We start from the raw sequence: 15050 nt of genomic DNA, 5'->3' as shown, positions 1-15050 counted from the left end.
GAATTCTAGACCGTTTTTTTATGATTTACTAATTTTCCAACCATCATCCGTTTTCTCTAGTTCAATTACGATTACTTTTTTAGGATTACCTTTATATACAGCATTAACAGTTACTGTAGCAATTTCATTTTTCTCTTCACTTTTTTGGATTTTATAGTTTTTAAGATCTTTGCTAACTGATTTCATTAGATCTGTATTTCCCCCCACAAAAGCAACGGTTTTCTTCGCTTCAGGAGTGAATAACTCTCTGAAATCTTTTGCGTTTCCTTCGTTTTCATCTTCTTCAGGATCATGATTATTTTCACATGCTGTAAATACGCTGTGAGAAGATACACGAGTAATTAAAATTAAAGATGAATGGCCAGTTGGATATTTGGGGATTATAACCAAAAAATTCACCTTATTATTTTATATGTGTTTTTTGTTGAAAATCAAAAAGATTCCAAGATAGTCCGTACCCTTTTAAAAAAAACTTTTTTCTTGAACGAATAAATATTCAAAAGAATGTCGCATCTTTCTGTTAGTATTTCTGCTATAATATATTACGCTTTATAATATTTTATATTTAAGGAGAACAACTCATGAAGCGAAAAAAGAGCCATTTAATGGTAATGGCACTTGTTACATCTTTATTATTAACAGCTTGTAATAATAAAGCGGATAAAAGTGACATAGAGGTTAAAAAACAAGTGTTAAATGTAACAGTATCAGAAGAAATTCCTTCTCTGGACACTGTGAAAACAACAGATGGTACATCAGCACACATTATGCAGAATATATTTGAAGGGTTATATGTATTAAACGATCAAGATCAGCCTACTCCAGCCATAGCAAAATCGTTTAAAAGAAGTGAAGATGGTAAGAAATATACATTTGACTTGCGTAAAGATGCAAAATGGTCCAATGGGGATAATGTAACAGCAAATGATTTTATATTTGCTTGGAAACGTGCAATTAACCCTGAAACAGCCTCTCAATATGCGTCCATGCTCTTTTATGTAAAAAATGCGAAAGAGATCAATAAGGGAACAATGCCTCTTGATGCACTTGGGGTTAAAGCGATAAATAATTATACGTTAGAAGTTGAACTCGAACAGCCAGTTCCGTATTTTTTACAGTTGTTAGCACTACCTATATACTTACCACAGCATGAATCATTTTTGAAAGAACAAGGAAACAATTATGCATTGGAACCTAGTAATCTCATATATAACGGTCCATTTGTATTAGAAAAATGGAAGCATGAACAAGAGTTTCAATTAAAGAAAAATACTACATATTGGGATCGAAAGAAAGTGAAATTAGATGAAATAAACTTTCATATCCTAAAGGATACAATGACAGCTGTAAATTTATATGAAGCCGGAGATTTGGATCGAGTACCTATTAATTCGCAAGTTGTAGACAAGTATAAAGGGAATAAGGAATTACATATGTCGAGTGATCCTGGAATTGCTATGCTTCGTTTTAATGAAAAAAATAACGCGTTAGCAAATAAAAAGGTGCGTCAATCTATTTCATTAGCGTTAAATAAAGATGATTTCGTTGCTCACTTTATTAATAACGGAGCAAAACCTGCAAGTGGACTTGTACCAGTTGGTCATGTAAATGAAGTGACTGGTAAAGATTTTAGAAAAGAAAATGGAGATATTTCCTCATATGATTTGCAAAATGCGAAAAAACTTTGGGAAGAAGCGAAAAAAGAGCTTGAAGTAGAGCAAGTAAACCTCGAGTTTTTAACGTTTGAACAAGATAATGCAAAACGTATGGCAGAATATATAAAAGGTGATTTAGAAAAGAATTTGCAAGGACTCGCGATACAAATTAAACAACAGCCATTTAAGCAAAAATTACAGTTAGAACAAATAGGTGATTACGATATAACTATGGCAAATTGGGGACCTGACTATAAAGACCCAATTAGTTATTTAGAGTTATTTACGACAGGGAATCCGAATAATAAAATGAATTATTCTAATGTTCGTTACGATGAATTAATAAAGAAAGCGAAAACGGATTTTGTACTAGATACGGAAAATCGATGGAAAGCGTTGCGAGAAGCCGAACAGGTATTATTAGAAGATGCAGCTGTGGCACCGCTTTATCATATTGGCTCAGCATATGTACAAAAGGATTATGTAAAAGGAATTGAAAAGCATCAATTTGGTGGTATTTATACGTATAAGAATGCTTATATTGCTAATGAATAAATACAAAAAACCTTACTTTTTAAAAGTAAGGTTTTTTTTACAGGGGGCAGGGAAATCCTTTGGTGGTGTTCCCTGCAGATAAAGAAGATAAATGCAAAATTGTAGGTACACATTCATAAGAAGTCGCAACAAATAAGATTGAGCAGTTTGTTTAAGTAAAAAGAAGAATAGAAATATAGCATACAAGGAGTAAGGAAATGTAGTACAGATCAGCATACAAACATTCTCTTTCTGTAACTATGTTTGTTTTTAATTATATAAAAAAAATATTAGATTATATATTTTGTCCTTGATATACTTAAAAGGTAATTTGGGGTATTAAGATGAGTTGATAGAGGTGTTTGTGTGGAATTATTTGAGTATTATAAAAAAAGGGGACGGTTTAAGTGTTTAATTGGGACAGGGATTTTTCTCTTTGGATTATATTGTCTGTATAATAGTTGGAGTGATGTTAATTGGGGAGAAATAATATTTATGGTTATAGCTTCGTTTGTTCTTGGGGGAATTGGATTTTGGCAATTAAGAAAAGGGAATTTATTAAAAGAGAATATAGCTAAAAATGATTTGAAGTTTTGGGATATTGATACTTATGTTTTACTAGAATTACCTCAAAATAATAAACATTACGGTTTATATACTCCCGATGGCGCCTATATAGTAGGAACAACTATGGTTCCAACTGATATAATTTCTTCAAAATTACCTTTTTTAAAAAACAAGCAAGTTGTTGGATTGGAAGCAAAGGATGGGGAAATTCTTGCATATTTTCATAGTGAAGTTGAAAACTATGATTGGGCTATTTATGACTCAAATTATAATTGTGTAGGGATGTTTAAAGAAAATATGATACAAGGATTTGGAATGGTACGTGGTTCTTTAATGAATGAAAAAGAGATGAAAATTTCTGAAGTAGAAGTTGAATTTAATTTTTTCGAAACTTCTTTTCGTACAATGGATAACCGGATATTAATAAACTGTAAAAGAGGATATATGCCTTTGGAATGGAGCGAAAGATTCGGATTAAATGTACCTATTATTAAATTAGGTAATAATATTTCTAATGCTGAAAAGATATTTGGTTTAGGGGTTCTTTTCTACATTTTAGAAACAATTAAAGTAAGAAAAAGTAGGGTTTTTAATGATTAGGATTAAAAATTTGTGTGATGAAATTTTTTGAATGCGTTATTGGGATAGGGGGGATATCCATGGGGAATATACAAGTTAGACCGGAAGAATTGCAAAGAATTTTAAATATGCTAGTAATATAGAATCGAATCGTCATTCTAAAATTCAAGGGGAATTATTAAAGCTTCAAATGAGATGGGTTGGTGCTTCCAGTTTAAGTTTTTATAATGATCTACCTAGAATGAATAAAGCACATGAATCTTTTCTTAATATTATAAAGCAAATAGAAGATGAATTACTTCGTATATTCCCTCATGGTAATATTTCTTCAGAGTACAATTTCTTCTTGAATCATGAAGATATCTCTAGTGTGTTACATCTTGGTTTTATTAATGAAACAGAATTAGAGTTTCAAAAATTATTTAAAAAAGAAATTGAAGAAAAGCAGTGATTCTTTTTAGGTGTTGGTGTTTTTGAAATAGTTAAAGAATGAATTTTAATTCTCATATACATAAAAAAAGGGGAATTTCTATGAAATCATTACGTTTATTTATGATTCTCACTCTTGTTGTATTGTTAAGTGCGTGCAATACAGCAACACAAGTTACAAAGGTTCAAAAAAATGGCGAAACGACTTTGAAAATTGGTTCTCTGCAAGGGTATTACGATGTACAAGCGCTTAAAGCTGAAAAAGGAAATGTGGAAATCCCTTATGAAGCAGCTGTTGAAGAAGGTACAATTTTATTACAAGTTACAAAAGATGATAAGGTTATTTATGAAGAAGAAATCACTTCTCAAAAAGAAGGTTTGCTTTCTTTTGAAGCTCCAAAATCCGGATCATATGATTTAATTGTACGCGTGAAGGGTGAAAAAGAGAAAGCAAAAGAAATTCAAATACATACTAAGCTATGAAAAAATGGCAAGTGGAGTGCACCCGCTTGCCTTTTCCATTTTCAGTTGATTCTGTTAAAACAAATGAAGTTAAAATAAGAGCTGAACACAAGAATATGTTACAACCTTGGCATGTTAGTAACGAAATTGATACCTCTCTTTTACATGATAAAAAGACTGGGTTTGATGCATTTTTATTCGAAAGAGATGTAGATGGTAAAAAGCAAGTAGTAGTATTTAGGGGGAGGGACATAAGGTGATGCTCTTTTTGGAGAAGGTGTCCCAGACTTTACTACAGATATTGATTATATATGGAGGGAAATAAGTTGAAAAGCATTGAAGTTCTAAATACATACATTGAAGGGATTTCTGTTGCAATCCCTACGTGGTTAAAACATCTAATTGAGGCAGAGGAGATACATCAAAACTATGAGAATGTACAAGCACTTGGTGCATTAAAAACAGATGCAGTGTTGTACTATGTACACCGTACGCTGCAAGTGCTAGATGGATTGCCTTTAGCTGAAGAAGCGTATCATATTATCGAAAAGGTACTAACGTATAGTGAACTTGCAAAGGTAGGATCTTTAAAACAGCGGGAGCAATGGAAGAAAAAAGGGATTAATCTATTGGTACATAATGAGGGTTCTGCTGATATCTTTAGTGACATTCAGTTTATTGAACGTGTAGAGACAAACTTAAACGCTATTGAATATTTGTTTATTCGAGATTTAATTAGAACACATGGATTAATCGGGCAGTATATCCGCGGAGAGGCTCGTTTGGACTCCCATATTGATTTAATTAACACATATAAAGAAGAATACGGAGACGTTAGGTTAAAGGAGATTCTATACTATCTTAACCAATGCATTATTGAGGGCGTATCAAAAGCTTTGTGGAGTGAAGTGAAGAACGATGTGAAGATTACAATTGATGGTTTGTTTGATGGTTATATGGAGCCATTTACTTCTCGCATACATAGACTCACGCCAAAACATAAGGAGTCAGCATTTGAAAAAGATATAATTATGGGGAGCGAGAAGAGTGACGTTCAAACATTCTTATTTGATAAGGATTTATGGTATGTAGAACCGTCTATGCATGCTCTTAGCTTTGAGGATATTTGGACAGTTTTTGTTATGTTAAAGAATGAGATAGGCACTAGAAAAGTTCAGCATATACATTTCGAGAAATTGATGCAACAGCTGCATTATGATTTCAAAGGCGAAAAAAAGGACAACGTGTATCGTAAGCGGGTTATTGAGAAGTATCTACGGGAGTACCGTGAGAACGAGAAACCGAATACAACGCATGTTTCTTTTGAGGTTAAAGTCGATGAAGATATGAAGACTGCGTATGTGTCGTTTCAGTTTTCTGCTGTAGGTGAGGCGTTAATTACCTTCTGTGTAGAGGCAGAAAAGATAGATATGATGCATGCTCGGGCAAATGTGCTACTGTTTGATTTCTTCGGGTTACGAAAGGATGCATATGATAGATTCCATAACGAAGAAGTGTATTTGGAGCATATGAATAGTTCGGCTGATGATAAACGAATTATTCTTGATTATATAAAGGGAGATACGATTGTAGATGTCGGAGCTGGTGGTGGTGTCATGCTAGACATGATTGAAGAAGAGACCGAGAATAAACGAATCTACGGTATCGATATTTCTGAAAACGTGATTGATACGTTGAAAAAGAAGAAGCAGAACGAAGGGCGTTCTTGGGACGTCATTAAAGGAGATGCAATCAACTTAAGCAGCTCGTTTGAAAAAGAATCGGTTGATACGATTGTATATTCTTCTATCCTTCATGAGCTGTTCTCTTATATCGAGTATGAAGGTAAGAAATTCAATCATGAAGTTATTAAAAAGGGGCTGCAGAGTGCCTATAAGGTGTTAAAGCGAGGAGGTCGTATTATCATTCGTGATGGCATCATGACCGAAGATAAAAAGTTAATGCGGTTGATTCGTTTTAAAGATGCAGATGGAATGAAGTTCTTAGAGCAGTATGCCCATGAATTTAAGGGGCGTACAATCCAGTATGAAGTAATTGCAGAAAATACAGTCAAAATGCCTGTTAACGATGCAATGGAGTTCTTATATACATATACTTGGGGCGAGGACTCCTTCGTTCATGAAGTGCAGGAGCAGTTTGGAATCTTTACGCCAAACGATTATAAGGATTTTGTAAAGAGTATCTTTGGAGATAAAGTAAACATCGTTCAAGCTATGAACTATTTGCAGGATGGATATACAAACCATCTTAGCGAGAAAATCGAGTTTACAGATGAGTCTGGGAATGCGGTTGCACTACCAGATAGTACTTTCTTTATGGTTTTAGAAAAGAGGCAATGATGTTGAAAACCTTTAAAAATATAATTTTAAAAAACTTAATTTAATAATCTTCAGTTAAAGAGCGTGTTTTTAGAGTAATGAAAAATTCCTAATTTCTTAATTTTATACTGAGAAACATATCCAAATAAGGTATTGGTAATTAAAACCGGGAACATTAGAACAACATCGCTAGCTGAAATTTATCGAAACTCCCCTGTGTTTCAAAACCTTCGTAATCCAGATAAGGATAAGGGGAAGTGTGGTATTTTTGAGTTTCGGTATGTTTGTGGGGAATCTCGTTCTAGAGCATATGCGATGACGGGGAATTAAATGGAAAGTGAGCCTTTTGCGTACATATTCCAAAAGCATTGCGAAAACAGAAAAAGAACATAAAAAGGGGCATGAGTAAAAGTTTACTCATAGCCCTTTTTTAATGTTTTATAATGTATAGTACTTAGCATCCTTCATTAAAAATTCACTACCTATATCTAGTGTACTAAAACAAGTTTTTTACACATGAATTCTATTAAACCGATTTTAATAAAGCGTAAAAATTCGTATCATATGGGATATCATCTTGATACATATAATTTTTTAGAACACCTTCTTTTTCAAAGCCTAATTTTAATAGTACTTTATTGGAAGCTTCATTTTCAAGAAATACAATTGCTCCAATCCGCTTTAAATGAATCGTATGGAAACCGTATGATATAACCTCAGAAACAGCTTCAGTCGCATAGCCTTTTCCCCAGTGTTCAGGCAAAAAGGCATAACTTATATTGGCTCGTTTATGCTCAGAAGACCAATCGTGAAAACCAATGGTACCGATGAGTTCTTTCTTGTCTTTTAATTCGATTCCCCATTTTATACCGTTTCTTGCATTGTAACTCAACTTAAAGTTATGAATGATTTGTTTCACTTGATCAACATCTTGTAACGGTTTTTGGCCATAATAGCGCAGTACATTAGTATTAGAAAAGCATTGTAGTATACGCGGTGCATCTTCTTCGGTAAGTTCTCTTAAAATAAGTCTTTCAGTTTTTAATAAAGGAAACATATTTTCGCTCCTTTTCACATGAAAATAGAATGTATTTGTTATTATATAATTTAATCTGAAAATAAAGATTATTCAAGGCGTAAGGGTAGATTTGATTTATGATAAACTTAGATGTGGAATATATTTCAAAAAAGAGGTTTGGAAATGGAAAAAAATTCGATATTAATTGTAGATGACGATAAGGATATTATTCAATTTATTAATGTGAATTTAAAACAAGAAGGTTTTAAAGTTTTTAGTGCTCATAAAGGAGAAGAGGCTTTAGAAATAATAAATAATAACAGTATTCAACTTGCTATTTTGGATATTATGATGCCTCAAATGGATGGTATAGAACTTTGTAGAAGGATTAGAGAGAAACATAGTTTACCAATTATGTTTTTAAGCGCGAAATCATCGGATGTAGATAAGGTAATTGGATTTAGTACTGGGGCAGATGATTATATTGTGAAGCCGTTCAGTACAATTGAATTTATCGCAAGAGTGAAAGCTCAATTAAGAAGGTATACATATTTCAACCAAAATGCTGTTCAAGTAATGGAAAAGAAAATAAATATTAGAGGTTTAGAAATAGATGAAGTGTCGAGAACAGTAATGTTATATGGAGAAAGAATCAATCTTACGAAAACTGAATATGATATTTTACACTTAATGGCAGCTGCAAGGAATCGTGTGTTCACAATTGAAGAAATATATGAGAGCGTTTGGAACGAAAGAGCCTATGAAAATAATAATACAGTAATGGTTCATATTGCAAGATTGAGAAATAAAATTGAAGAGAATCCAAAAGAACCGAAGTTTATTCAAAATGTTTGGGGAGTCGGATATAAATTTGAAGATTAAATCATTACAAGGTATTAGAGCTAAGTTTTTTATCGCATTCATATGTAGCATCTTGTTAGCAACTGTAAGTATAATAGTGTTTCAAATTTTGGTTGGAAATATATATAGTCAGGTTAATGTTTTAGAGGAAAAATATTCATTTTTATATTTTATAGTTTTTTTGATTTTTACTACAACATACTTTGCATTAATGACAAAAACACTGATGAAAAGGTTGTCTCAAATTAACAAGAACGTGAAGGAAATAAGTGACGGTAATTTTGAAATACATATACCTATTTTGAAAAATGACGAGATTGGTGAACTAGCAGCAAATGTTAATAGAATGGCGAAAAGCTTAAAAGAGTCTATTGAAAATGAAAAAAAATCACAGGAAATGAAAAATGAAATGATTAGTAATATTTCTCATGACTTACGAACGCCAGTAACATCTTTAATCGGTTATGCGGACCTGTTAGGAAATAAACTCCATTCGAATGGAGAAGAATGTGAACAGTATGTAAGTATATTAAAGCGAAAAAGTTATGAATTAAAAAATCAAGTAGATGATTTATTAGAATACTGTCAAATAAATTATAGAGAGATTGAATTACATAAAGATGAAGTAGATATGAAAGCATTAATTGAACAAATCATGATTGACTTTGTACCACAATTAGATGATGCCAATATGAGCTTTTATATTAAAAGTGATGAAGTGCTACATGTAGAAGTTGATGTGACACTTATAGTGAGACTATTTGAAAATGTAATAGGTAATAGTATTATGTACGGGAGAGATGGAAAGGGAATTGCAATTGAAATTTTCAATAAAACAATGAATGTTGAAGTAGAAATTAAAAATTTTGGACAATGCATTCCGAAAGAGGACCTTCCTTACATTTTTGAGAAGTTTTATCGTAGTGAAAAATCACGTAGTTCTCATACGGGCGGGAAAGGAATAGGACTTGCAATTTCAAAAAGTATAGCCGATCTCCATCAAGGGGATATCACTGTACGTAGTAACGATAAAGAAACAGTTTTTACTGTGAAATTACCGCAGTATAAAAAAGTAAGAAAGTCGTAAGTATTTCTTTTATATGTCGTAATTTTTACTTTGTATCATTGAGAAGAAGGATATGAGAGTAGGGATGCGACATGTGGAAGAAATTTTTATTAGTAATTATAGTTTCTTTTTTAATTATAAGTTGGAGTTTAATTTATGTAGCTAATGGTGTTACATCAGTTTTTGTTTGGTGGAGTATTCAGGCTTTTAGTTTTATTTCAGTTTTCCTCTTGATAGGATCAGTAATAATATTTTTTTGGAAAGGCATTTTTAGAAAGCGGATAGATAGAACGCTATTTTTAATCATTCTGTTTTCTATCATTGGAGCTTGGCCTGTCGGTTGGTTTGCTAATATAGGTAGAATTGCTTATCCAGCAGATATACAATCTATGAGTCCTAAAACAGTAGTTCGTTTTCCTTTGAATGAACGGGTATTAATAGGTTGGGGTGGTGATCGGTTAGAAACGAACTATCACGTTATAAAACCAAATGAAAGGTGGGCATATGATATTCTCATTCCACCTGCTGAAGTGAAAAGTAGTAAGTTAGAGGATTACGGAATATATGGAGCGAAAGTAATGGCACCAGCTTCTGGGACGGTGGTATCAATTAATAATAATGAACAAGATTTAGTTCCGGGATCGGATAATTTTCAGTCAATGGCTGGGAATCATATTTATTTACGACTAGATGAAACAGGCACATTTTTAATTCTTGCCCATTTAAAGAAAGGGTCAATTAAAGTGAAAGAAGGACAACGTGTAAGAGAGGGAGAAGTTCTTGCTCAAGTTGGTAACTCAGGGAGTTCAAGTGAACCACATTTACATATCCATCATCAAAGGCAAGATCCGTCCAAGGTGAGTATGTTTTTTACGGAGGGATTACCACTTTATTTTCGAACTGAAAATGGTGTCATGATGCCGGAAAGAGGGGCATACATAAGTGGTAACTAGAAGAAAATCATTTCATCCAAAAAGGGTATTCCAAATAAAAATTGGAATACCCTTTTTTCATTACCCTACAAATGTTTGATACAGTAAGAAGATATTTAAAACGATAACGAGAGCAGCAATTATCCATGCGATAAATGTTGTTATGCGGTGGTTAACGAGTGCACCCATAATCTTTTTATTACTTGTAAACATAATAAGTGGTACAAGTGCAAATGCAATACCGAATGATAAGACAACTTGACTCATAACTAGAGCGTAAGTTGGATTTACACCTAAAGCAATAATAACTAGTGGTGGAATCATTGTAATAAATCGGCGTAAATATAACGGAATATGCATGCGAATGAATCCTTGCATAATAATATCGCCTGACATTGTACCGACAGAAGAGCTTGATAAACCGGCTGATAACAGACCAATTCCAAACAAAGCAGCTGATATAGGACCTACTAAGTTGGTAAATTGAGTGTAAGCAACATCTAAATCTTCAACGTGCATACCACTTTTAAAAAATAGTGCAGCTGCAACAATTAACATACTCGCATTAATTGCTCCAGCGATAACCATTGCAATAATAATATCGATAAATTCGAAACGAAAAATCTTTTTCTTTTGTTCGTCAGTTGTTCCGACCACACGGCGTTGTGTTAATGCAGAATGCAAGTATATTGCATGCGGCATAACTGTCGCACCTAAAATCCCTGCTGCAAGTAATATACTGTCTACACCTTGGAATTTTGGAATAAATAGTCCTGAAAGAAGGGGACTTAATTCTGGTTTTGCATAAAAAACTTGAATCCCAAAAGCAATTACTACAATGAAAATCATTCCTGTAATAATAGCTTCTAGTGGACGAAATCCTCTACGTTGAAATTCAAGGATAATAAATGATCCGGCTGCTGTAATTAAAGCGGCAGGTAGCATCGGGATTCCAAATAGTAAGTAAAGCCCCAAAGCAGCTCCAATAAATTCCGCTAAATCTGTAGCCATAATAACTAGTTCACCTTGTATCCATAAGCCGATAGACACAGGCTTTGGAAAGTTTTCACGAGCTATTTCGGGTAAATTGTTTCCTGTAGCAATTCCTAATTTAGCCGATAAAGTTTGGATTAATACAGCCATTAAGTTAGAAGCGAGTATAACCCATAATAGTAAATATCCATATTGTGAACCAGCTGCGATATTTGTAGCAAAGTTGCCAGGATCAATATAAGCAACGGACGCGATAAAAGCGGGTCCTAAAAATGGTAACAGTCTTTTCCAGCCTTTTGTTTCTCCACTTAAAGCTAAGTGAGCTGATTGTACAGTTGTACTTTCAGAAGGGAGATGTTTATCTTTTGTTATATCTTTATTCATAGTAGTTTTCCCCTTTAAAATGTTAACTTGATGAAATTATTGTATTTATTCTTACTCATTATTTCAATACATTTAAATATGTTATGTGATAATTTCATTTGAACACGAAAGTTTCCTTAATGCAAATTATATGCCTTTATGCAATGGATGGTGTGATAATGTAAAATGAATTGGGAGTTTATGGTGTGATGACATGGGGAAACATAGTGAATTAAAGGGCTGTTTTTGAAATTTATGTGAACATAAAGCTGATAATACAGCATATTAATTGATGGAATTGCAATTGTATGATATATAATATATTGGGATTACAACATAACCATAGTGTTATGATGTGTAATCTTGTTTTTTATTTTTGTTAACTGATAGAAAATAGTATAAAGAAAAGAAAATGGGATTCATTTTCTTATTATATATGTTTTGATATGAACGTTAACTTATACATGATTTTAAAAATTAGATAGGTGGTAGAAATACATTGGCAACTACAAAACCATACAGAGTATTACTATATTACATGTACACAACAATTGAAAACCCAGAAGAATTTGCTGCAGAGCATTTAGAATTTTGTAATTCACTTGAATTAAAAGGAAGAATTCTTGTAGCAAAAGAAGGTATTAACGGAACTTGTTCTGGAACTGTAGAGCAAACAGAGAAATACATGGAAGCAATGAATAATGATCCACGTTTTGATGGTATCGTATTTAAAATAGATGAAGAAGAAGGGCATGCATTCAAGAAAATGCACGTACGTCCTCGTCCAGAATTAGTTACACTTCGTCTAGAAGATGACATTAACCCACACGAAATAACTGGGAAGTATTTAGAGCCAAAAGATTTTTATGAGGCAATGAAACAAGAAGATACAGTTATCATTGATGCACGAAATGATTATGAGTTTGATTTAGGACACTTCAAAGGTGCGATTAAACCTGATATCGAATCATTCCGTGAATTACCAGATTGGATTAGAGAAAACAAAGAAACACTTGAAGGTAAAAAGATTTTAACTTACTGTACAGGTGGAATTCGTTGTGAGAAATTCTCTGGTTGGTTAGTTCGTGAAGGTTTTGAAGATGTAAGTCAGCTTCACGGCGGAATTGTAACGTACGGAAAAGATCCAGAAGTACAAGGTGAGCTTTGGGATGGACAATGTTACGTGTTTGATGAGCGTATCGCTGTTCCAGTAAACCAAAAAGAACATGTTATCGTTGGTAAAGATCACTTTACAGGTGAACCATGTGAGCGCTATGTAAACTGTTCAAATCCAGAATGTAATAAGAAAATTTTATGTTCTGAAGAAAACGAAGCGAAATATTTACGTGCATGTTCTCATGAATGTCGTGTAAGTCCACGTAACCGCTACGTAATACAGCATGAATTAACGGAAGAGCAAGTAGCTGCTGCATTAGAGAAAATCGAAGCTGGGAAGTAAGCTGAATTCGTATAATAAAAAAGGGTATTCCAAGTTTTAATTTGGAGTACCCTTTTTTTATTATCCAGTCCTGTCATTTGCCGTTTTTTGTCGGTAAGTCGATATATTTAAAAAATCACTGATATATCTTAAAAATCGCTGATAAAAATTTCACTTACTGCAGCACACCAAGAATTTGAAAATAACCTTCTTTAATTTTTATCCTCTTTCTCTTTAACGGCAGAAAGTACCGTTTGTTTTACCCAAGCTTTTCTTTGTTTATGCTGTAGACCCCATTGGTATAAACTTTGGGCTCCTAAAATAAGTGAAATGACAATGCCGCTAATCGCAATTAATAGAGCGAAAAATTCAAGAGGGGACGATATTTTGTTTGAATCGGTGTTTCTTAAAAGGTCAATCATAGTAAACCCTAACATTTGGCCCACTACAGAGTAGAGCGTTAAAATTAATAATAAAAGGCTATCTTTTTTAGAGGCGACATTTTCTTGATATTTAAACAAACTATCAAGATTTTGTTTCGCGTTCGAGTATAGAACCTCAATATTAAAAAGTTTTCTTAAGCGGAAGAAAATATCTTCACTTTGTGATTGGGATACTAATTCTAAAGAAAAATAATTAGCAGTGAACGAATTGATCGAATAAATTAATTTCTCTATTTCATTAGTATCTTGTTCAATGTTTAGCTCAGCATAGGCGTTTGCCATTTTTAATAAAACAATTTTATGGAATAGGTTTAATAATAAAGCGTAATAAAATTCTCCGTACATTTGACTAGCAAGTTTAGAGATTTCGCGTTCTCCTTCATTTGTTACACATGTAAAAATATGTTCTTCCATAATGAAATAACGATTTGGAGCCCATCTCTGGTAAGCGTGTTTTTTTAAATAGTCATGAATGTAAGGAAGGTTATTTGCACTTACATATGGTTTACCATCACTTGTTAATCCGGAAAGACTGGAAGTACGATAAACATCCACTTCATTAAGTTCCATACCTTCTTTTAGTGACAATAAAGTTTGAACGTACATTCTTTGGTCTTCAAAGAAAGGGAAGGTTTGAAAGTATGAACTTCTTAATCTCTTCTTTTCAAAGAAATCAGTTACGCCATGAAATAAATAACCAAAAATGAATTTTTCAACTTGGGAATACTTTTTTCCGTTACATTCAATACAAATAGACTCATTTGTATCAGTTTTAGTTTCAAGTACACGGAAGCGAGCAGCGAATTCGATTGCTTCAGATAAAGTCATGTTTGGAGCAGTGTTTACTTCTGTTCGAATTGTTAAGAAGCCAAGTTCATAAGGACAAAGTGTTACATCAATAGAGTGTATCTTGAATGGGATTGAAATAAGGTTTGTTGTTAAATGTCCAGTTAAGTTAAGGTCCTTTGAATAACGTTGCAAGCCCTTTTGATGCTCTGAGTGAGGAAAGAGAATTTTATTTGTAAATGAAAGATAGTATGCTTCCATATTTTGATGTGAAACTTTAAACTCCCCATAATATGTATTTTCATCATCGAGATGATCGAGCCGAAAAGGACGAAAATCGTTTTTTTGTAAGAAAGGGAACATATCTTGTTCATATCCAGCTTTAAACGAAAACGGGAACAAAAATTGAAATATAGCTGTTGCTACACCTTTTTCCTCAATTGCTTGTATTGCCTCCATCTACATTGTTTCCTTTCCATATATGCTATAGAAACAACATGCCCAAATTTATTTGAAAATAACCACTCTTTTATACTCAATTGAGAGTGAAAATTCAGCTTATTTAGTAGAGGACATGTATAATGT

13 protein-coding genes and 2 pseudogenes are annotated in these 15050 nt (G+C 33.1%); 11 read left to right on the top strand and 4 right to left on the bottom strand.

The features are described 5' to 3' along the window. Window positions 1–18: 18 nt before the first annotated feature. The gene (locus ACS2FK_RS15795) at window positions 19–348 is read right to left on the bottom strand and encodes a DUF4878 domain-containing protein (RefSeq protein ID WP_063549280.1); all 330 of its coding nucleotides are present in this window, start codon (window positions 346–348) and stop codon (window positions 19–21) included. A 233-nt stretch (window positions 349–581) separates the two neighbouring features. Between ACS2FK_RS15795 and ACS2FK_RS15790 the strand changes: the two genes are divergently transcribed. From ACS2FK_RS15790 to ACS2FK_RS15760, 7 genes and pseudogenes are all read left to right on the top strand, one after another. Further along, entirely contained in the window at window positions 582–2210 is a 1629-nt protein-coding gene (locus ACS2FK_RS15790; RefSeq protein WP_063547048.1) for a peptide ABC transporter substrate-binding protein, read from the top strand. A gap of 345 nt (window positions 2211–2555) precedes the next feature. Next, window positions 2556–3356 (top strand): hypothetical protein, encoded by an 801-nt coding sequence (locus tag ACS2FK_RS15785; protein ID WP_063547049.1) that lies wholly within the window; start codon window positions 2556–2558, stop codon window positions 3354–3356. Window positions 3357–3639: 283 nt separating this feature from the next. Then, window positions 3640–3786, top strand: a pseudogene (locus tag ACS2FK_RS15780) (DUF4176 domain-containing protein); the annotation flags it as partial. Between the two features lie 80 nt (window positions 3787–3866). Next, window positions 3867–4247 (top strand): BA_1872 family lipoprotein, encoded by a 381-nt coding sequence (locus tag ACS2FK_RS15775; RefSeq protein ID WP_063547051.1) that lies wholly within the window; start codon window positions 3867–3869, stop codon window positions 4245–4247. A gap of 26 nt (window positions 4248–4273) precedes the next feature. Next, window positions 4274–4486: a hypothetical protein gene (locus tag ACS2FK_RS15770; RefSeq protein ID WP_141552647.1), complete on the top strand. Its 213-nt coding sequence runs from the start codon at window positions 4274–4276 to the stop codon at window positions 4484–4486. A gap of 66 nt (window positions 4487–4552) precedes the next feature. Next, the gene (locus tag ACS2FK_RS15765; RefSeq protein WP_063547053.1) at window positions 4553–6586 is read left to right on the top strand and encodes a class I SAM-dependent methyltransferase; all 2034 of its coding nucleotides are present in this window, start codon (window positions 4553–4555) and stop codon (window positions 6584–6586) included. A 117-nt stretch (window positions 6587–6703) separates the two neighbouring features. Further along, window positions 6704–6999: pseudogene (locus ACS2FK_RS15760) on the top strand (hypothetical protein); the annotation flags it as partial. 92 nt (window positions 7000–7091) lie between these two features. Here the strand turns inward: ACS2FK_RS15760 and ACS2FK_RS15755 are convergent. Then, window positions 7092–7622 carry a GNAT family N-acetyltransferase gene (locus ACS2FK_RS15755; RefSeq protein ID WP_000484220.1) on the bottom strand — a complete coding sequence of 177 codons (531 nt, stop codon included), beginning with the start codon at window positions 7620–7622 and terminating at the stop codon, window positions 7092–7094. Window positions 7623–7766: 144 nt separating this feature from the next. Between ACS2FK_RS15755 and ACS2FK_RS15750 the strand changes: the two genes are divergently transcribed. From ACS2FK_RS15750 to ACS2FK_RS15740, 3 genes are all read left to right on the top strand, one after another. Then, a complete protein-coding gene (locus ACS2FK_RS15750; protein ID WP_063547054.1) occupies window positions 7767–8465 on the top strand; it encodes a response regulator transcription factor in 699 nt (232 codons plus the stop codon). Further along, window positions 8431–9531: a sensor histidine kinase gene (locus tag ACS2FK_RS15745; protein ID WP_170954600.1), complete on the top strand. Its 1101-nt coding sequence runs from the start codon at window positions 8431–8433 to the stop codon at window positions 9529–9531. Before ACS2FK_RS15750 ends, ACS2FK_RS15745 begins: the two co-directional genes overlap by 35 nt. A gap of 71 nt (window positions 9532–9602) precedes the next feature. Next, window positions 9603–10463, top strand: a complete 861-nt coding sequence (locus tag ACS2FK_RS15740; RefSeq protein ID WP_063547056.1) for a M23 family metallopeptidase — start codon at window positions 9603–9605, stop codon at window positions 10461–10463. 60 nt (window positions 10464–10523) lie between these two features. On the opposite strand, the gene ACS2FK_RS15735 is transcribed toward ACS2FK_RS15740, so the two are convergent. After that, window positions 10524–11819 carry an Nramp family divalent metal transporter gene (locus tag ACS2FK_RS15735; RefSeq protein ID WP_063547057.1) on the bottom strand — a complete coding sequence of 432 codons (1296 nt, stop codon included), beginning with the start codon at window positions 11817–11819 and terminating at the stop codon, window positions 10524–10526. A 478-nt stretch (window positions 11820–12297) separates the two neighbouring features. Between ACS2FK_RS15735 and trhO the strand changes: the two genes are divergently transcribed. After that, the gene (gene trhO, locus ACS2FK_RS15730; protein WP_063547058.1) at window positions 12298–13257 is read left to right on the top strand and encodes an oxygen-dependent tRNA uridine(34) hydroxylase TrhO; all 960 of its coding nucleotides are present in this window, start codon (window positions 12298–12300) and stop codon (window positions 13255–13257) included. A 191-nt stretch (window positions 13258–13448) separates the two neighbouring features. On the opposite strand, the gene ACS2FK_RS15725 is transcribed toward trhO, so the two are convergent. Beyond that, window positions 13449–14924 carry a hypothetical protein gene (locus ACS2FK_RS15725; protein WP_063547059.1) on the bottom strand — a complete coding sequence of 492 codons (1476 nt, stop codon included), beginning with the start codon at window positions 14922–14924 and terminating at the stop codon, window positions 13449–13451. Window positions 14925–15050 lie beyond the last annotated feature (126 nt).

Source organism: Bacillus cereus group sp. BceL220, assembly GCF_051776965.1.
GTDB lineage: Bacteria > Bacillota > Bacilli > Bacillales > Bacillaceae_G > Bacillus_A > Bacillus_A cereus.
This window is presented reverse-complemented; position numbering and strand designations above follow the sequence as displayed.

Bases quoted from the DNA above. Each gene is read 5' to 3' on its own strand.
- ACS2FK_RS15790 (WP_063547048.1), top strand. From the start codon at position 582: ATGAAGCGAAAAAAGAGCCATTTAATGGTAATGGCACTTGTTACATCT.
- ACS2FK_RS15775 (WP_063547051.1), top strand. From the start codon at position 3,867: ATGAAATCATTACGTTTATTTATGATTCTCACTCTTGTTGTATTGTTA.
- ACS2FK_RS15755 (WP_000484220.1), bottom strand. From the start codon at position 7,622: ATGTTTCCTTTATTAAAAACTGAAAGACTTATTTTAAGAGAACTTACC.
- ACS2FK_RS15750 (WP_063547054.1), top strand. From the start codon at position 7,767: ATGGAAAAAAATTCGATATTAATTGTAGATGACGATAAGGATATTATT.
- ACS2FK_RS15745 (WP_170954600.1), top strand. From the start codon at position 8,431: ATGTTTGGGGAGTCGGATATAAATTTGAAGATTAAATCATTACAAGGT.
- ACS2FK_RS15740 (WP_063547056.1), top strand. From the start codon at position 9,603: ATGTGGAAGAAATTTTTATTAGTAATTATAGTTTCTTTTTTAATTATA.
- ACS2FK_RS15735 (WP_063547057.1), bottom strand. From the start codon at position 11,819: ATGAATAAAGATATAACAAAAGATAAACATCTCCCTTCTGAAAGTACA.
- ACS2FK_RS15725 (WP_063547059.1), bottom strand. From the start codon at position 14,924: ATGGAGGCAATACAAGCAATTGAGGAAAAAGGTGTAGCAACAGCTATA.